The sequence below is a fragment of the Arthrobacter endolithicus genome (assembly GCF_026627425.1).
GTDB lineage: Bacteria > Actinomycetota > Actinomycetes > Actinomycetales > Micrococcaceae > Arthrobacter_M.
In genome coordinates, this window is sequence record NZ_JAPNLH010000002.1 from 259,998 (window position 1) to 276,386 (window position 16,389).

The 16,389-nt window shown below is 63.5% G+C and carries 16 protein-coding genes, 1 tRNA gene and 1 pseudogene; 9 read left to right on the forward strand and 9 right to left on the reverse strand.

Annotation, left to right across the window (positions count from 1 at the left end):
* Nucleotides 1–40: 40 nt before the first annotated feature.
* The 5 genes from OS914_RS02955 to acnA all read left to right on the forward strand — a co-directional run bounded on the left by OS914_RS02955 (nt 41) and on the right by acnA (nt 6,633).
* The gene (locus tag OS914_RS02955; RefSeq protein ID WP_267544562.1) at nt 41–754 is read left to right on the forward strand and encodes a succinate dehydrogenase cytochrome b subunit; all 714 of its coding nucleotides are present in this window, start codon (nt 41–43) and stop codon (nt 752–754) included.
* A complete protein-coding gene (locus OS914_RS02960; RefSeq protein ID WP_267544563.1) occupies nt 742–2,697 on the forward strand; it encodes a fumarate reductase/succinate dehydrogenase flavoprotein subunit in 1,956 nt (651 codons plus the stop codon). Before OS914_RS02955 ends, OS914_RS02960 begins: the two co-directional genes overlap by 13 nt.
* Nucleotides 2,694–3,443, forward strand: coding sequence for a succinate dehydrogenase/fumarate reductase iron-sulfur subunit (locus OS914_RS02965; protein ID WP_267544564.1), 750 nt, complete (start codon nt 2,694–2,696; stop codon nt 3,441–3,443). Before OS914_RS02960 ends, OS914_RS02965 begins: the two co-directional genes overlap by 4 nt.
* 98 nt (nt 3,444–3,541) lie before the next feature.
* Nucleotides 3,542–3,661 (forward strand): carboxymuconolactone decarboxylase family protein, encoded by a 120-nt coding sequence (locus OS914_RS18170; protein ID WP_420713848.1) that lies wholly within the window; start codon nt 3,542–3,544, stop codon nt 3,659–3,661.
* A 155-nt stretch (nt 3,662–3,816) separates the two neighbouring features.
* Nucleotides 3,817–6,633: an aconitate hydratase gene (gene acnA / locus OS914_RS02970; RefSeq protein WP_267544565.1), complete on the forward strand. Its 2,817-nt coding sequence runs from the start codon at nt 3,817–3,819 to the stop codon at nt 6,631–6,633.
* Nucleotides 6,634–6,752: 119 nt separating this feature from the next.
* On the opposite strand, the pseudogene OS914_RS02975 reads toward acnA, so the two are convergent.
* A pseudogene (locus OS914_RS02975) lies at nt 6,753–7,083 on the reverse strand (SDR family NAD(P)-dependent oxidoreductase).
* 159 nt (nt 7,084–7,242) lie between these two features.
* Between OS914_RS02975 and OS914_RS02980 the strand changes: the two are divergent.
* The 3 genes from OS914_RS02980 to OS914_RS02990 are packed head-to-tail and all read left to right on the forward strand — an operon-like array spanning nt 7,243 to nt 10,454.
* Complete coding sequence (locus OS914_RS02980; RefSeq protein ID WP_267544566.1) at nt 7,243–8,478, forward strand: type III polyketide synthase; 1,236 nt, start codon at nt 7,243–7,245, stop codon at nt 8,476–8,478.
* A 19-nt stretch (nt 8,479–8,497) separates the two neighbouring features.
* Nucleotides 8,498–9,238 carry a class I SAM-dependent methyltransferase gene (locus tag OS914_RS02985; protein WP_267544567.1) on the forward strand — a complete coding sequence of 247 codons (741 nt, stop codon included), beginning with the start codon at nt 8,498–8,500 and terminating at the stop codon, nt 9,236–9,238.
* Nucleotides 9,231–10,454 carry an FAD-dependent oxidoreductase gene (locus OS914_RS02990; RefSeq protein ID WP_267544568.1) on the forward strand — a complete coding sequence of 408 codons (1,224 nt, stop codon included), beginning with the start codon at nt 9,231–9,233 and terminating at the stop codon, nt 10,452–10,454. Before OS914_RS02985 ends, OS914_RS02990 begins: the two co-directional genes overlap by 8 nt.
* An 82-nt stretch (nt 10,455–10,536) precedes the next feature.
* On the opposite strand, the gene OS914_RS02995 is transcribed toward OS914_RS02990, so the two are convergent.
* The 4 genes from OS914_RS02995 to OS914_RS03010 form a co-directional block, all read right to left on the reverse strand.
* On the reverse strand, nt 10,537–10,974 hold the full coding sequence (locus OS914_RS02995) for a YchJ family protein (RefSeq protein WP_267544569.1): 438 nt from the start codon (nt 10,972–10,974) through the stop codon (nt 10,537–10,539).
* Entirely contained in the window at nt 10,889–11,371 is a 483-nt protein-coding gene (locus OS914_RS03000; RefSeq protein WP_267544570.1) for a hypothetical protein, read from the reverse strand. Before OS914_RS03000 ends, OS914_RS02995 begins: the two co-directional genes overlap by 86 nt.
* A 370-nt stretch (nt 11,372–11,741) precedes the next feature.
* Nucleotides 11,742–12,002: a glucosaminidase domain-containing protein gene (locus OS914_RS03005; protein WP_324290612.1), complete on the reverse strand. Its 261-nt coding sequence runs from the start codon at nt 12,000–12,002 to the stop codon at nt 11,742–11,744.
* 221 nt (nt 12,003–12,223) lie between these two features.
* Nucleotides 12,224–12,913 (reverse strand): AfsR/SARP family transcriptional regulator, encoded by a 690-nt coding sequence (locus tag OS914_RS03010; protein WP_267544572.1) that lies wholly within the window; start codon nt 12,911–12,913, stop codon nt 12,224–12,226.
* Between the two features lie 232 nt (nt 12,914–13,145).
* Between OS914_RS03010 and OS914_RS03015 the strand changes: the two genes are divergently transcribed.
* Nucleotides 13,146–13,367, forward strand: coding sequence for a hypothetical protein (locus OS914_RS03015; RefSeq protein ID WP_267544573.1), 222 nt, complete (start codon nt 13,146–13,148; stop codon nt 13,365–13,367).
* Between the two features lie 355 nt (nt 13,368–13,722).
* On the opposite strand, the gene OS914_RS03020 is transcribed toward OS914_RS03015, so the two are convergent.
* The 4 genes from OS914_RS03020 to OS914_RS03035 all read right to left on the reverse strand — a co-directional run bounded on the left by OS914_RS03020 (nt 13,723) and on the right by OS914_RS03035 (nt 16,387).
* Nucleotides 13,723–13,798 (reverse strand) — tRNA-Ala (locus OS914_RS03020).
* A gap of 107 nt (nt 13,799–13,905) precedes the next feature.
* Nucleotides 13,906–14,601 (reverse strand): histidine phosphatase family protein, encoded by a 696-nt coding sequence (locus OS914_RS03025; protein ID WP_267544574.1) that lies wholly within the window; start codon nt 14,599–14,601, stop codon nt 13,906–13,908.
* An 18-nt stretch (nt 14,602–14,619) separates the two neighbouring features.
* The gene (rsfS, locus tag OS914_RS03030) at nt 14,620–15,054 is read right to left on the reverse strand and encodes a ribosome silencing factor (RefSeq protein ID WP_267544575.1); all 435 of its coding nucleotides are present in this window, start codon (nt 15,052–15,054) and stop codon (nt 14,620–14,622) included.
* 28 nt (nt 15,055–15,082) lie between these two features.
* Nucleotides 15,083–16,387 (reverse strand): hypothetical protein, encoded by a 1,305-nt coding sequence (locus tag OS914_RS03035; RefSeq protein WP_267544576.1) that lies wholly within the window; start codon nt 16,385–16,387, stop codon nt 15,083–15,085.
* Nucleotides 16,388–16,389 lie beyond the last annotated feature (2 nt).

Genomic DNA, 16,389 nt, shown 5'->3' on the forward strand with positions numbered 1-16,389 from the left:
GGTGCGCTCTCCGGATCGGTCCTATGGTGAGGTCATGGTAGTGAGCAATGGAACCGGGCAGCGGTCCAGAGCGCTGCGGTCGTCCGTTTTGCTGCATGCGGTAATGGCGGTTTCCGGCCTGATCATGGTGCTTTTTCTACTGGCCCACATGTATGGCAACCTGAAGATCTTCGAGGGCAGGCAGGCTTTCGATGGCTATTCAGAGTATTTACGCGAGGTGGGCGAACCGTTGCTGCCCCGCACCGGTGTGTTGTGGATTATCCGCGTCGTGCTGCTGATTAGTGTTCTGGTCCATATTTACGCGGCGTTTACCTTGTGGCATCGGTCCCGTGCAGCCACGGCCGGGGCGGGTGGCTGGCGGTATGAGACCACGAAGAACCGTCGGGGAGTCCAGCGCAGTTATGCCTCGTTCACTATGCGCTGGGGCGGCGTCGTCGTCGGTCTTTTCGTTATTTACCACCTCCTGCACCTGAGTGCGGATTACGTCGCACCCGGCGGGGCGTCGTCGAGTCCGTATCAGCGGATGGTCAATGGCTTCTCCATCTGGTGGGTGGTGCTCTCGTATGTGATCGCGCTGATCGCCCTCGGTTTTCATCTGCGTCATGGAGTATGGAGCGCGTTTGCGTCCTTGGGTGGCAACTCGTCGGTGGCGCGCAGGCGCGGCCTCAACCAGCTGGCTACCGTTGTAGCGCTGCTGATTCTGGTGGGCTTCCTGATCCCGCCGCTGGTGATTTTCGCGGGATGGGTGAGGTAATGGCTGGACTGTTCACGGTCGGGGAAGCCATTCGGGACACGAAGGCGCCGGGCGGACCCGTCCAGGACCAATGGGAGGCGCGCCGCTTTGGTGCCAAGCTGATTAACCCCGCCAATCGGCGCCGGCTCTCGGTGATCATTGTCGGTACCGGTCTGGCGGGTGCCTCCGCTGCAGCAACATTGGGCGAGGCCGGCTACCAGGTGAAGAGTTTCTGCTACCAGGACAGCCCCCGCCGCGCGCACAGCATTGCGGCGCAGGGCGGCATCAACGCGGCCAAGGATTACCGCAACGATGGCGACAGTATCCGCAGGCTCTTTTATGACACCGTTAAGGGCGGGGACTATCGGTCGCGGGAGTCCAACGTCTACCGGCTGGCGGAGGTCAGCTCCGCCATCATCGACCAGAGCGTGGCCCAGGGCGTACCGTTTGCCCGGGACTACGGCGGTCTGCTGGACACCCGCTCGTTTGGCGGGGTCCAGGTGTCCCGAACGTTCTACGCCCGTGGCCAAACGGGTCAGCAATTGCTGCTTGGGGCCTACCAGGCCCTCGAGCGCCAGGTCGCGGCCGGGACGGTGGAGGTACACACCCGGCATGAAATGCTGGACCTTATTGTCATTGATGCCAGGGCCAGGGGCGTAATAGTCCGCGATATGGTGACGGGCGGGCTTGAAACCCACCTGGCCGACGCCGTCGTGCTGGCGAGCGGGGGCTATGGCAACGTTTATCACCTCTCCACCAACGCCGTAGGATGCAATACGACGGCCACCTGGCGGGCTTATCGCAAGGGCGCGCTCTTTGCGAACCCATGCTTCACGCAGATTCACCCCACGTGCATCCCGGTCAGCGGAGAGCATCAGTCGAAGCTGACCCTGATGAGCGAATCGCTGCGCAATGACGGGCGCATTTGGGTGCCCAAAGAGGCCGGTGACGGCCGCCACCCACGTGAAATTCCCGACGACGACCGTGACTATTACCTGGAACGCCAATACCCGGCGTTCGGGAACCTCGTCCCGCGGGACGTCGCCTCCCGGGCGGCCAAAAATCAGTGCGACGCCGGTCGTGGGGTCGGCCCTGGCGGGCGCGGGGTCTACCTCGACTTCGCCGATGCAACCGCACGGTTGGGCCGCGCGGCGATCGAAGAGAAGTACGGCAACCTTTTCGATATGTACCGCAAAATCACAGACGAAGACCCGTACCAGGTGCCCATGCGCATCTACCCGGCTGTCCACTACACCATGGGCGGGCTATGGGTTGACTACGATTTGGAAAGCTCGATCCCGGGCCTGTTCGTTATTGGCGAGGCCAACTTCTCCGACCACGGGGCGAACCGGCTCGGCGCCAGCGCGTTAATGCAGGGCCTTGCGGACGGGTACTTCATCCTGCCCAACACCATCAGTGACTATTTTGCCAAGAACCCGAGCACCGAAACCATCGACGCTTCCCACCCGGAGGCGGTCAAAGCTGCTGATGCGGTACGCGGACGCATCAACACGTTACTGACCATCAACGGTGAGCGGAGCGTCGATTCGTTTCATAAAGAACTCGGCAGCATCGTGTGGGAGTACTGCGGGATGGAACGCAACGCCGAAGGACTCCAGCACGCCCTCGGCCTCCTCCGCACGCTCCGGGCAGAGTTCTGGACCAACGTCAAAGTCACCGGCGCCAACGAGGAACTGAACCAAACCCTGGAAAGGGCCGGCCGGGTCGCGGACTTCTTCGAGCTGGCCGAGCTCATGTGCATCGACGCCTTCCATCGCCTCGAGTCCTGTGGCAGCCACTTCCGCACCGAGAGTCAGACCGACGACGGCGAGGCGCTGCGCGACGATGCTGACTTCGCCTACGTCGCGGCGTGGGAATTCACAGGTGATAACTCACCGCCGAAGCTGCGCAAGGAAGTCCTCGAGTACCACAACATCGAGTTGACCCAGAGGAGCTACAAATGAACGTCACCCTTCGCCTCTGGCGCCAACACGACCAGGACGCGGCCGGCCGGATGGTCAGTTACGGCGTCGACGGAATCTCCGCCGATATGTCTTTCCTGGAAATGCTCGACGTGCTCAATGAACAGCTCACCGCTGCCGGGGACGATCCCGTGGCGTTTGACAACGACTGCCGCGAAGGCATCTGCGGGATGTGCAGCCTGGTCATCAACGGCATCGCCCACGGCCCGGAAGGACGCACCGCCAGCTGTCAGCTGTACATGCGTCACTTCCACGACGGCGACACCATCGACATCGAACCGTGGCGTTCGCCGTCGTTCCCGATCCTCAGGGACCTCATTGTTGACCGCAGTGCCTTCGACAGGATCATCCAGGCCGGCGGCTACATCAGCGCACCCACCGGGGCAGCTCCGGATGCGGCGGCCATGCTGGTACCTAAGAAGGACGCGGACCGGGCCTTCGACGCGGCCATCTGCATTGGCTGCGGAGCCTGCGTAGCTGCCTGCCCCAATGGCTCGGCGATGCTCTTCACCGGCGCTAAGGCAACCCACCTCGGCGCGCTCCCCCAAGGCCAGATTGAGCGCAACTCCCGTGCGCTGGCCATGGGCAACCAGCACGACGCCGAGGGCTTCGGCGGCTGCACAGAAATCGGTGAATGCACGGCCGTGTGCCCGGTGGGTATCCCGCTGGATATGATCTCACGCCTCAACGGCGACGTACTGTCCGCATTACGGCACAACTCCACCTGATATGCGCAGGAACAAAACTTGATCCGGGCCGGAACTATCGGGCCACAACTAACAAGAAGGAGCCAGGATGTCTTCGATGCAGCGGCAACCTGATCAAAATGCGTGCCTCCCAGGTGAATCGTGGTGCCTTTTGCCTGGACATGCATTCCCGCGAGGCAACGTCCCAAGGCGAAGCCTTCGCCGCATGGCCGTGCTCTCCGCCGGGCGGGAGCACCTGATCTGTACACGGACAAGGAACCGGTGGCCGTCGCCACGCGTCAGTCCCTTCCCGACGGCGCTTAGAGATGTCCTAGGCTGACCCGCTGTCACGAACGTCAATGGCAGCAGATCATATCCCTGCTATCGATCCGGCGGGAGCCGGCGGAGGTTTACGATGAAGAACAGTTTTGGCGCCCGGAACACCCTTACGGTCGATGATGAACGCTACGAGATCTTCCGCCTTGATGCTGTCCAGGGATCGGGCCGCCTTCCTTACAGTCTGAAGGTACTGCTGGAGAATCTCCTTCGCTGTGAGGATGGTTCCCTGGTCACCGCGGCCCAGATTACGGCACTCGCGGCGTGGGACCCGGACGCCGGGCACGGCACGGAGATCCAGTTCACGCCCGCGCGCGTACTGCTGCAGGACTTCACTGGCGTCCCATGCGTGGTGGATCTGGTTGCCATGCGGGACGCGATGGCGGCCCTGGGCGGGGATCCACAGAGAATCAACCCGTTGATTCCCTCCGAACTCGTCATCGACCACTCCGTCATCGCCGACGTCTTTGGCAGTTCCGACGCCTTCGCGCGTAACGCCGGTCTTGAGTTTTCCCGTAATAAGGAGCGTTATCAATTGCTGCGCTGGGCACAGCAGGCCTTCGATGACTTCCTCGTCGTCCCGCCCGATACCGGCATCTGTCATCAGGTCAATCTCGAATACCTCTCCCGCGTGGTCTTTACCCGGGATGCGGTGCAGGACGCCGGTGACGGCAGCGGCGCAGCGCCTCGCCAAGCGTACCCGGACACCCTTGTCGGCACCGACTCGCACACGCCAATGGTCAACGGACTGGGCGTCCTGGGCTGGGGTGTTGGCGGGATCGAAGCCGAGGCCGCCATGCTGGGGCAGCCAATGAGCATGCTGATCCCACCGGTGCTGGGCTTCAAACTCATCGGGGCCCTGAGCGAGGGCGTAACCGCAACCGACCTTGTGCTGACGGTTGCCGAAAAACTGCGTAAGACCGGCGTAGTCGGAAAGTTTGTCGAGTTCTACGGGCCTGGAGTGGCCAACATACCGCTGGCCAACCGCGCGACGCTGGGGAATATGAGTCCAGAATACGGCTCAACGTGCGCCATCTTCCCGATCGATGACGTAACCCTGCAGTATCTGCGCCTCACCGGACGAGCAGAGCACCAGATCCGGTTGGTCGAGGAGTACGCAAAGGAACAGGGCCTCTGGCACGATCCGGAGCACGAGCCTGTTTACTCCCAAACCATCGAGTTCGACCTGGCGAGCGTGGAACCGTCCATCGCCGGACCTAAAAGACCTCAGGACCGCATCCCGTTGGCGAATGCCCGGCGCGTCGTGGGTGCCATCCTGAGCGAGGGGTCGAAGGAACCGGAGGAACTGACGGGACTTGACGAGGCATCTGCCGAATCGTTCCCGGCCAGTGACTCGATCGCATTCGCCTCGGCCGCTGCAAATATCCCGCCGGTGGACCGTGACGGTGATGTGCGGTCCCCCACCTACCCGTCGAATCCTGCCCCGGTGACATTTTCCGACCAGCAACCAGTCACCATCGACCACGGCCACGTCGTGATCGCCGCGATCACCAGCTGTACCAACACGTCCAACCCCTCCGTGATGATCGGGGCCGGACTGCTGGCGAAGAAGGCCGTGGAGCACGGCCTGCGTTCCAAGCCATGGGTGAAGACCTCCCTTGCGCCGGGCTCCCGCGTTGTCACCGACTACTTCGACAAGGCAGGGCTTACCCCCTACCTCAATAAGCTGGGCTTCAATCTGGTCGGTTACGGCTGCACCACATGCATCGGCAACTCCGGTCCGCTGATTCCGCAGGTGAGCCAGGCCGTGGACGCGAATGATCTGACGGTCAGTTCGGTGCTCAGCGGAAACCGCAACTTCGAGGGCCGGATCCATGCCCAGACGCGGATGAATTTCCTGGCCTCGCCGCCGCTGGTGATCGCGTATGCGCTTGCGGGGACCATGAACATCGACCTGCTGACGGACACTCTGGGCAACAACGAGTCAGGTGAACCGGTCTACCTGCGCGACATTTGGCCCTCCAGTCAGGAGATTGACGAGGTCGTCGGCAAAGCCGTCCAGGCTCAGATGTTTACCGCCGGCTACGCCAACGTTTTTGCCGGGGATGCGAACTGGCAAAACCTTCAGATCCCGGCCGCCGATATGTTTGCCTGGGACGAGACCTCAACCTATGTCCGCAGACCACCGTACTTCGACGCTATGCCACGGGAACCACTACCCTTAAAGGATATATCGGGAGCACGTGTGCTGGCCCTTCTGGGTGACTCCGTGACCACGGATCACATTTCTCCCGCCGGTGCCATCAAGAAGGACTCCCCCGCCGGTCGGTACCTGATGGAGCAGGGCGTGCAGCCCGGAGACTTCAACTCCTACGGGTCCCGCCGCGGCAACCATGAAGTGATGATCCGGGGCACCTTCGCCAATATCCGGCTGCGCAATCAGCTGGTACCGGGCATCGAGGGCGGATTCACGCGGCACCTGCCCGACGGGGAACAGCTGAGCATCTTCGACGCCTCCACGAAATACCTCGCCGACAACGTCCCGCTGATCGTGATCGCCGGGGCGGAATACGGCTCGGGATCATCCCGGGACTGGGCTGCCAAGGGCACCCTGCTGTTGGGCGTCAAAGCGGTGCTGGCTACTTCGTTTGAACGGATCCACCGCTCCAATCTGATTGGCATGGGCGTGCTCCCCCTGGAGTTCAGCCCGGGCGAGAGTGCACAGACGCTCGTTCTCACCGGCGAAGAGGTGTACTCCGTCACCGGGCTCGCCGGAACGGCCGGGATACCGCCACACGTCCAGGTGCAGGTGGAACAGGACGGCAAAATTAAGGTGTTCACCGCAACCGTGCGGATCGACACTCCCGCCGAGGCTGCCTATTTCCAAAATGGCGGAATCCTGCAGTACGTTCTGCGTCAGCTCTTGCCGGCATAAGCTCACGCTGGGTCCTGCTACCGCGTAGCGAAAGCATCTGTGACGTCGCTCAGCCCTGCCGCCACGTATTATCCGTTAGGTGCGACCCGGCCTGTGGACCCATCTGTAGCATGCCGCCGTCAACGGACCAGGACGGCCCCCGGAGCCACACAGTTGGCGGTTATGCCATGCTCGCCCAGTTCCAGCGCCACCGTCTTCATCAGTCCGCCGAGCCCGTGTCTAGCGGCGTCATAGGCCGGTACGGTCCGTATTCAGCGTCCGGCACCAGTCGGAGTACCCCAGCTCCAGGAATTTCAGTCCGTCCCCTGCCCCGGCGTTGTTGACAAAGACGTCCAGACCGCCAAGGGACTGCGCCAAATCGTCAACGACGTCACCGCAGTCAGGAAGTTCGGTAGTGTCCAATCTGGCGACAAAGGCCTTTCGCCCGAGTTCGCGAACCTGCTGAGCCATTTCCCGCGCCCGTCCCCGAATCCGCCCCGGTGACGATCGATGTACTGGGGGAATACGTCATGGCGTTTCCTCTCGCTTGGATAATCGCAGGTTTTGGGCAATTCCGGATATCAGTAGGCCTCCATTGTTTTATGCGGCGGCGTCCTAGCACAATGGACTATGACGGTCTTCTTACGAACTCTCGAAACTGCAGTCCCGCCCACGGTCCTGATCCAGGATGAAGCACGGGACGTTTTTGCATCCCAACCCGGGCTCACCCGTTTGGGCACCAGACTGGTGCGGACTTGTTTCGATGCCTCGGGCATTGACACCCGGTATACGGCCGTCGGTGAGCTGACCCGGAGCCAACGAAGCGAGAACCCGGTGTTTTTCGACGCCGGTTCGAACGAAATGTTCAGCCCCAGCACCAAGGTCAGAAACGACATATTTGCCGTGGAAGCGACCCGGCTCTTCGTGGAGTCCGCCCAAAAGGCCCTCGATGCCTGTGCCGGCATCGGCCCCGGCGACGTCACTCACGTCATCACGGTCTCCTGCACGGGATTCTTTAACCCGGGCCCCGACTACAAGGTGGTCCGTGCGCTCGGGCTAGACCCTTCGGTGCAGCGGTTCCACCTCGGATTCATGGGCTGTTACGCAGCCTTTCCAGCGCTGCGCGCGGCAAAGTCTTTCTGCGAGGCCGATCCGGAAGCCGTTGTCCTCGTGGTCAGCGCGGAACTGTGCTCCCTGCACGTGCGCACCTCCAACAACCCGGACACCATCATGGGGTCCTCACTCTTTGCCGACGGGGCCGCCGCAGCTGTTGTCAGCGCCCGCGATCTCCCGCAGGGCGGTGCCTGCATAAGTCTGGATCGCTTCGAAACCACGCTGACGCCGGTGGGTGAGGAATCGATGGCGTGGAACATCGGCGACGAGGGCTTCGAGATGGTCCTCGGAAGCTACGTCCCGCACATCATTGACGACCACATCGTGGGAGCTCTGGAGCCCCTGCTGGCCGCAGATCCGTCCGTTCGAGGCCTGCCGTACCGGGAGATCAAGCACTGGGCCATTCACCCGGGGGGGCGCAGCATTCTGGACAAGGTGGAAGCCAAACTCGGCCTCGACGCGGATCAGCTTGTGCCGGCCCGGGAGACCCTGCGCAAATACGGCAATATGAGCAGCGCAACGGTGATGTTCGTGCTCAAGCACATTCTCGATCAGTCCACCGGCAGCGAGAATGAACGCATCTGCGCCATGGCATTCGGGCCAGGTCTGACAGTGGAGACAGGACTGTTCAGCAAAGTCCCTGCCCACGCGGAAGCGACGGCGGGCAGGACGTCCGAGGAGACCGCCGGGGAACAGGCGGAAAGTGACCCGTTCGACGAGGAGCGGACCGCTGCACTGCCGGCCCGGGTTTGACGGCGGTGCAACTGCTGTGATGCTGGGCCAACTGCAGACCCGTGCCGCGGATGCCGTCGAAGAAATGGACCGATCCGACTGCGATCCGCAGCTACTGGAGCGCACCTATGCGCAGTTTCCGCTGATCAACGCCGCGGTGTCCGGGTGGCGGCGCACCTACACGCACGTGTTGCGTCCCCTGCTCTCCCGCAGTCGGACGTCGACGTTGCTGGACATTGGCTGCGGCGGCGGAGACGTTCCACGACGGCTGGCGCGGTGGGCGGCACAGGACGGATTACCGTTGGACATCACCGCCATCGACCCGGATGAGCGGGCCTTCGCCTATGCCGCTGACCAGCCGCCGGTACCCCGGCTGCGGTTCCGGCGTGCTTTCAGCTCGGAACTCGTGGCCGAGGGGGCCACCTTTGATCTGGTCGTCTCCAACCATGTGCTTCATCACCTCAGCGCCGTGCAGCTGCACGGTCTCCTGGCGGACTCCCGACTCTTGGCCACGCAGGCCAGCGTGCACAGCGACATTGCGCGCAGTCCGCTGGCCTACGCCCTCTTTTCCGCCGGAACATTGCCTGTCTTCCACCGTTCATTCATCCGCGCCGACGGCCTGACCTCCATACGCCGTAGTTACACGGCGCCGGAACTTCGGTCCGCCGTACCGCCACCATGGCGGGTGCAGCCGCAGGGCCCGTTCCGAAACCTGCTCATGTACCGGGCTGAGGCCCATCCGCCGGTGGCCGGTTCACCGGAGTCAACGCCCGATGCATGACGTCATCATCTCCGGCGGCGGTCCGGTGGGACTTTTTTTGGGTGGGCTGCTGCGCCAATCCGGGGTGGACGTGCTGGTGCTGGAGAAACGCACGCAACGCAGCGATCACTCCCGGGCCATTGGCATCCATCCGCCGTCCCTGGCCGCGTTGGAAGGCGTTGGAGCCGCCGCTCCCCTGATCGCTCAAGGCGTGCAGATCCACAACGGCGTGGCGCGAACCCAAGGCAGGGATCTGGCTGGTCTGTCTTTTTCCGGTGGGAGGACGGCGTATCCGTTTGTCCTGGCGGTACCGCAAACCGTCACGGAATCGGTGTTGGAACAGCGACTGCGTGCCCATGGATCCGATGTCATGGTGCGGGGTGCGCAGGTAATGCGCGCGCACGACGACGGAACACAAGTTACGGTCTCGGCCCGCATCCGCCGGTCGGAAACGGACAGGCACGTCGGGCTGGACCGGAGCATGGGGCCAGATCCGGGCATCGGGCCGGGGCGAGGAGTAGAACACGCAGGCGATACCTACGCTGAGTTTAGCGCGCGTCTGCTCGTGGGCGCCGACGGCGCGCGCTCGGCCCTTCGCTCGCAGCTGGACGTCGCAACCTACAGCCGCGACTATCCGGACACCTACCTGATGGGCGATTTTCGGGACAACACCGGTGATGGTGCAACGGCGGTGCTCCACCTGGAACCCGGGGGCATCGTGGAGTCCTTCCCCCTGCCGGGCGGGGTCAGGCGCTGGGTGGTCCATACCGATGCTCTCTGCGGCCAGCCCACTGCCGGATCCCTGGCCGAGCTGATCCGGGCACGGACCGGCGCCGTCGTCGATCCCGACACGAACAGCATGCTCAGCGCCTTCACCGTCCGCTCCAGGCTGGCCCGCCGCCTGATCCGTGGACGGTTGGCGTTGATCGGCGATGCCGCGCATGAGATCAGCCCGATTGGTGGTCAGGGGATGAATCTGGGCTGGCTGGACGCCGTCGCGCTGGCACCGATCATCACCGCAGCACTCGACGGGAAACCTTCGGCCAGCGCACTGCACGCCTTCGAACGGAGCCGGCAGCGGGCTGCCCGGCAGGCCGTTCGACAGGCACACCTGAACATGGCGCTGGGCCGTCCTCTGCCGCGGGCGGTCATGGCTATCCGCAATCGGGCCTTGGCGCAACTGGTCGCCGCGCCCGCTGTGCACAATTTCGTGGCCCGCCGCTTCACCATGCAGTGAGGTCAGTAGGCGGTGCCGTCAGTAAGCGGTGCCGTCGGCACGCAGCCGCGTCTGCAGGCAGGGTCCCCGGCAGACACCGCCCTCAGGCGCCGACCACGCCGTCGAGATAAAACCAGCGCCCGCCGGCCCGGACAAAACGGCTGCGCTCGCGCTGAGTGCCAGCGCCGTCGTCGTGCTTAAAATAGGCACGGAACTCCACCTCTCCCGTCGTGTCCAGCGGGCCGCCGGCCGTTGTGGAAAGGATGTCCAGCCGGGACCAACGCAGGGTCGGATCAAGCTCAAATCTCTCCGGCCGGCTGCTTGAATGCCAGCTGTGCCGAAGATACGCAGCATCGCCAACAGCAAAGGCCGTGTAGCGCGACCGCATCAGCGATTCGGCGGTGGGCGGCGTGCCGTCGCTCTCCAGATAGCGCCCACAGTCGCCGGAGTCGCTTTTACTCTTGATGCCGGTCCTCGGACTCAGTGGCCTCCGGCGGGAGCTGGTGCCTCCCCGGTCTCTCGTCCAGCCGTTCGGATCCATCAGCCGTGTGCTCGGCCGGGTTGCGGGCGGAGGTGGTGGTCTCTGGTGTTGCGCGCCGCCGATTGGAAGCAACGTCGGGATCAAGCCTGTCCGCCTCACGCAGCTGCTCGTCGGTGCGACTCCGCGCGGTCTGGGCGTGTTCCTGGCGCTGGCTTGCTTCCCTCCGAAGCTTCTCGGCGTTGATTTCCGCCTCTTTCGCGTCGGCATCCGCCCTGGCCGCTTTGGCCTCGCTTTCGCGGGCGCGGAAGGCGTCGTTCTCCGCTGACTCGCGGAGCTCTCCGGCGTGTTGCCGGTTCGCTGCGACCTTCCGCCTGCGTCCCAAGGAGAACAGTAGCCCCAAAATTATCAGTACTACGATCACGACGACGATTATCCAGATCACCGTAGTTGTATCCATACGATCCGCCTCTTTCCGCTGCCCACAATCGATATAGCCCCAGTAAAGCGCACAACGAGCGGTATGGCCATGGGAGTAGCCCGCTTTCTCGCGGGTCAGAAAGACCAGCGCACTTTACCTTGGTCAGCTGAGCCAGAGATACGCGGTGGTGAGCGCGGCGCCCCTGCAGTCCGGCAGGGGGTTTGCGCGGAAGGCCAGCATCAGTTCGCACGGTGTCGGCCGGCCGCCGTGCGGACCGTGGTGATGATTCCACGGTACCTTGGGCGTGCCGTATAGCGCGCTGAAGGACGAAGTCCACGCATCTGGCCCACAGGTCTTCAATCCACACCTCCTCGGCTTTTTTGCCGCCTCAACAGGTGGTTTCTGCCCGCTAGTGCTGCCAGCCCGTTCGTTCCAAAGTCCTCATGGTGCCGGTGAGTACGCGTTCATAGGAGGGGTCGGTCGCGTACCCGGCCCGGGCCACCTCGGCCGCAAATGCGTACGGGTCCGGGGCAGCCAGGAAAGCCTTGGCATAGCGTGAGTTCTTGCGCAGGAATTCACCGTGGGCGATAAAGGCCGCCGCCGGATCCGGGTAGACGCGAAACCAGTCCCTCACTTCGTAGTCATACTTCCCATCCGGGCGTTGGGACACCGAGATGATCTCGGGAAAGCCTTTGACATCAGGACTTTTAAAGACCTCACGGGTTCGCAACAACTTCCTGGTGGGTTCCGGGTCGGTGGCGTGGGCCTTGTCACGTCGTCGTCGTCTCTTCGTCCCTACGCCGTCGCTGCGGCGTCCACCTTCCGTCCTCAGCGGCGCATGGGAGGAGTTTAATCCCAGGCCAGAAAGGGATGAGCTGGTGGAGAAGTTCTTCAGCGGTGGTGGTGCCCGTCCAGGTCGACTCCTCGGAGCCGGTCCGTCAGTGCGGGGTTCGGCAAGACTCCGAGCTCCTCGTCAAGCAGCTGGGCAAAGGCCCGGAAACAACGGGCGGCCTCGTAGCGGTTTCCTTGAATCAGATGGGCGGAAATCAATGCCTCAGCAGCCGACTCCCTCAGCGGTTCCGCCCGTAGAGCGGCAATACCAGCCTGCGTTGCCAAGGCGTGCTGGCCTGCCGCGGTCATCGACCGGCAGGCGGCTTCTAGGGCCTGAACGCGAAGCAAACGGAACGTATCCTGCGCGCCGGTAGCCCATTCCTCGTGCCAGCCCGGCAGTAGATCTTCGGACAGGAGGTTAATCTCCGTCATGCCGAGTTCGCCGCCCGCGATGGAGAGCACCGCAGCTAAGCGAGCGTCGGGTAGGTCTACAACGGCGTCCAGTATTAGCTCCTCACCGACGGCTTGCACCCAGCTGCGCGGAAGCTGCCATAAAGCCCGGCGGAGGTTGGCACGGCCCTGCTGGTCCGGTTGGTCCGGCCACAGCGCTCCGGCTGCCGTCGAACGGGAAACAGGTTGCCCCTGCAGCGCCAGGTAGGCAAGGATGCGCCGGCCCGGTAGCGTCAGCCGTACCATCGGATACACGCCCAGGCGTCCCACCACGGCAACTCGCCGTCCAGTACCTGTCATTCCCATCGACCTCAAGACCGAAGGTCCACACCAACCTGCGCCAGGAATGTGAGAAAACGTGGCGTAGCGAGAAGGCCCCCGGACGGTGCGAATGTCCCTCGAGCTTTGACTATCCTTAGTGCGCGGAAGAATGTCAAGTGCGGCGATTAGGCATATTATCAAGAGCATCGATGGGCTTGTTTAGCACGCGCCCGCGCCGCTGCTTTGCGCGCGGACCGGTAGGAGTATGACCATGACCGAGGATCCAGTACTTCGGCAAGAACTTTCTCAACGCATCCAGTCCCGCAGGGCAAACATCCGCACCCTACTGCAACGCGCCCGGCCGCGGCGGAACCGACTGGCGAATCTGAGCATTATGGGCAGCGCCGTAGCAGCGGTGCTGACCGCCGGCCCGGCGATTGGCGGCCAAAACCTTTACCGCCACTCTGCAGAGCCGATTGGGCTTGGCAGATGATTCCACGGCGTGGCGACTTCTGTGCCTGGGCGCTTTCCTCCTCTCCCTCTTTGCAGCGATCGCGACTGATCTCAGTAACTCCAGGGATTTGGCCGGCCGAGTCAGTGCCGGCGAGAGCTGCAATGCGGAGCTGGAAGGGCTCCCGACCTTGCTCGATTTCGCGCAACTGCCGATTCCCGAGGCGGCGGATTCCTGGCCTACGTGTCCTGCCGAACTCGTTGTCGTAGCCGGATGAGGCCCGTCACTACGACTCTAGGGTTAGCAGACCATCCGTGTCAGCCCACCGACGTGGTGGAGCACTCTCCATAAAGAAAACCGCCGGAACCCTCACATTCTTCGGGTTCCAGCGGTTTGTTGGTGGAGCTGAGGGGATTCGAACCCCTGACCCCCTGCATGCCATGCAGGTGCGCTACCAGCTGCGCCACAGCCCCAATCTGATGCCGCCGTTGTGGAGTTTTACGTCCTTGCCGGAGCAACTTGTCAATCTTAGAACAGTACTTCTCCAGATACCAAATCGGCGTAAATACGGGCCGGAAGCTCAGTCCTCCACGGGTTCTGACTGCGGTTCGGGCAAGGTGCCGGCGTTATGCTCGGTGAGCTTCCAGCGGCGCTCTCCCGCCGCACCGCGGGCGTTCCCGGCTTCCTCCAGAACGGACCAGTTGCAGTTGGACAGCCCGGACAGGGTGCCCCAATAGTCATACGGCAGCCCCATCAGCCGCGCGATGGCAACCCGCGCCGCACCGCCATGGGTGGCCACAATTAAAGTTCCCCCCGGCTCAACACCGCTCAGTGCTTCCAGTACGCCCAATCGCATCCGATCGGCGACCTCGAGCCGGGTCTCCCCTCCTCCTGCCCGGACGCTGATGTCATCGCGTTCCCAGCGGAGCAGGTCCACCGGATAGTCACGCGCAATCTGCTCAAAAGTCAGCCCCTGCCAAGACCCAGCATAGGTTTCCCGCAGCCTTGGATCCGTGGCAATGTCCAGTGAAGTCAAGTCAGCCAGCGCTTGGGCCGTAGCCCGGGCACGTCGAAGGTCGGAGGACACAAGGCGGGCAGGCCCGACGGCGGCCAGCAAGGCCGCGGCCTTATCCGCCTGCGCACGGCCGACGTCGTCGAGCTCTATGTCCGCCTGGCCCTGGAAACGCTGATCAGCGTTCCACAGTGTCCTCCCATGGCGCCAGAAGACAACCCGCCGGACGGCACCGGCGGGTGGCAAAATTGTTGAGCTGCTCATGGGTGCCGCAATACCTCCCTAGTTTGCCGTGTCCGACTGCTGCGCGGCGTCCGACGGCTGCGCTGTTGTCTCCTGCTTGGCCGAGGGATCCTTGGCCTCCAGCTGAAGATCCACAACCGGGCAGTCCTTCCAGAGCCGCTCCAGGGCATAGAAAATCCGGTCCTCCTCGTGCTGGACGTGGACAACTACTTCCGCGTAATCCAACAGGACCCAGCGTCCGCCCGAGCGCCCCTCTCTGCGGACGGGGCGCAGACCTGACTTGATCAGTTCCTCTTCGATGCCGTCCACGATGGCGTTCACCTGCCGCTCGCTGGGAGCCGACGCGATGAAGAAGATGTCCGTAATGGCCAGGACGTCGCTCACATCCAAGGCGATAATGTCCAGGGCGAGCTTGTCCGATGCTGCCCGGGCGGCTGCCCTGACGATGGCGACGGAGCTATCTGTTGCGGTCACTGATTTCCTTCTGGTTGGGTGGGATGGCCTAGCGGGCCAGTCCGGTAATGATCATAGTAAATCCGGCAATAAGAGCAACGCCGCCTATCGCCACGGCGCCCCACAGCATCAGGCGGTTGCGCCGCAGCCGGCCCAGGCCTGCGGTGACGGCATCCAACGGCTCGAGGCCATGGGCGCTTCCAGCCGGCAACGGTGGCATCTCGGCCGGTTCAAGGGGAGCTGCGGTCCGGGTGGCTGCTGGATTCTGTGGGGCTGCCGCCTCCGGCCCTGCAGGATGGCGGGCAGCGGCAGCGTCCCGTGGAGCTGGCGGCGGGGCGGCCTCGGATCTGAGCGGCGTACTGCCCGGCGCGGCGGACGGTCCTTGGTTCCCCTTCGGACGCGCCAGGGGGGAGATGATGGGTATGTGTGACGTGGTGGGAGGACGCATGACCGGCATATCGATTCCCGGTACCCGGACAAACTCCAGCGGCGTGACCATCGCCAAATTATGGGCTGCGGTCGGGTCGTTAACGGGCGGCTGGCGCTCGGTGTTTTCCTGTTCCGGCTGTTCCCTTGCCTGCGCACGGTGGTTGAGCATTTCGGCACGTTTAGCGATGGCACGTTGCTGCACCAGGAATTCCGGGTTAACCGCCAGCGGATCTACAGTGCCGGCTTCGGGCAGATCGTCAAGCTGACGCTGCGCATCCTGCGTCAGCGCGTCTCGTGCGGCCAGCGCCTCCTCGATGCTCATTGACTCGCTGGCGGCGGCGAGCGTCGGTGCCAGGCCCGTTTCAGTCGAGCCGGACTGTTCAGGCAAGCCGGACTTTTCAGGCAGCACTGAATCTTCAGGAAGTGCACCAGGGGCACCCCCGCTTGCCGCAGTTACCGGGGGAACCAGTTGAGCAACGCTCGTCAAGGAAGGGCTTTCGGACTCCAGCAATGCGAGCCGCAGCGCTCGCCGGGAAGGCAATACGGCACTTTGGGCGCTGGGGTTTCCCGCAAGTTCGATGTACGCCCGCAGTGCCGCTCGATCCCGCGAACTCGTCAGCGCGGACCGGTCTGCCTTGACCGCCGTGCCGGGGGCGTCCACTGGAGCATCGGTGGCACGCCGGGGTCGGCGACCGAGCGCTTCCGCCGGTGCGTCCTCTGCTTCATTGTGCGCCGGTGCCGCGGACGCCAGTCCAGCCGTCGTCGGTGCAGCCGTCGCCGGTGCAGCAGGAACGAAGGCCGACTGTTCGGGGGCAGACGGCACTGGCGCCGGAGGATTACTACCTCCGGGGCGGACCTGATTAGACGACCGTTGCACGAGCCCGCGTACCCGGCGGCTGCGTCGCTGTTCTGATCTCTTGCTCATTT

Excerpts from the sequence above, each read along its gene's own strand:
- OS914_RS03035 (WP_267544576.1), bottom strand. The coding sequence starts at position 16,387 with ATGAGCAAGAGATCAGAACAGCGACGCAGCCGCCGGGTACGCGGGCTC.
- OS914_RS03025 (WP_267544574.1), bottom strand. The coding sequence starts at position 14,601 with ATGAGCAGCTCAACAATTTTGCCACCCGCCGGTGCCGTCCGGCGGGTT.
- OS914_RS02960 (WP_267544563.1), top strand. The coding sequence starts at position 742 with ATGGGTGAGGTAATGGCTGGACTGTTCACGGTCGGGGAAGCCATTCGG.
- OS914_RS03010 (WP_267544572.1), bottom strand. The coding sequence starts at position 12,913 with ATGACAGGTACTGGACGGCGAGTTGCCGTGGTGGGACGCCTGGGCGTG.
- OS914_RS18170 (WP_420713848.1), top strand. The coding sequence starts at position 3,542 with ATGCGTGCCTCCCAGGTGAATCGTGGTGCCTTTTGCCTGGACATGCAT.
- OS914_RS02985 (WP_267544567.1), top strand. The coding sequence starts at position 8,498 with ATGCTGGGCCAACTGCAGACCCGTGCCGCGGATGCCGTCGAAGAAATG.
- OS914_RS02965 (WP_267544564.1), top strand. The coding sequence starts at position 2,694 with ATGAACGTCACCCTTCGCCTCTGGCGCCAACACGACCAGGACGCGGCC.
- acnA (WP_267544565.1), top strand. The coding sequence starts at position 3,817 with ATGAAGAACAGTTTTGGCGCCCGGAACACCCTTACGGTCGATGATGAA.
- OS914_RS02980 (WP_267544566.1), top strand. The coding sequence starts at position 7,243 with ATGACGGTCTTCTTACGAACTCTCGAAACTGCAGTCCCGCCCACGGTC.
- OS914_RS03000 (WP_267544570.1), bottom strand. The coding sequence starts at position 11,371 with ATGGATACAACTACGGTGATCTGGATAATCGTCGTCGTGATCGTAGTA.
- OS914_RS02995 (WP_267544569.1), bottom strand. The coding sequence starts at position 10,974 with ATGGATCCGAACGGCTGGACGAGAGACCGGGGAGGCACCAGCTCCCGC.
- OS914_RS03015 (WP_267544573.1), top strand. The coding sequence starts at position 13,146 with ATGACCGAGGATCCAGTACTTCGGCAAGAACTTTCTCAACGCATCCAG.
- OS914_RS02990 (WP_267544568.1), top strand. The coding sequence starts at position 9,231 with ATGCATGACGTCATCATCTCCGGCGGCGGTCCGGTGGGACTTTTTTTG.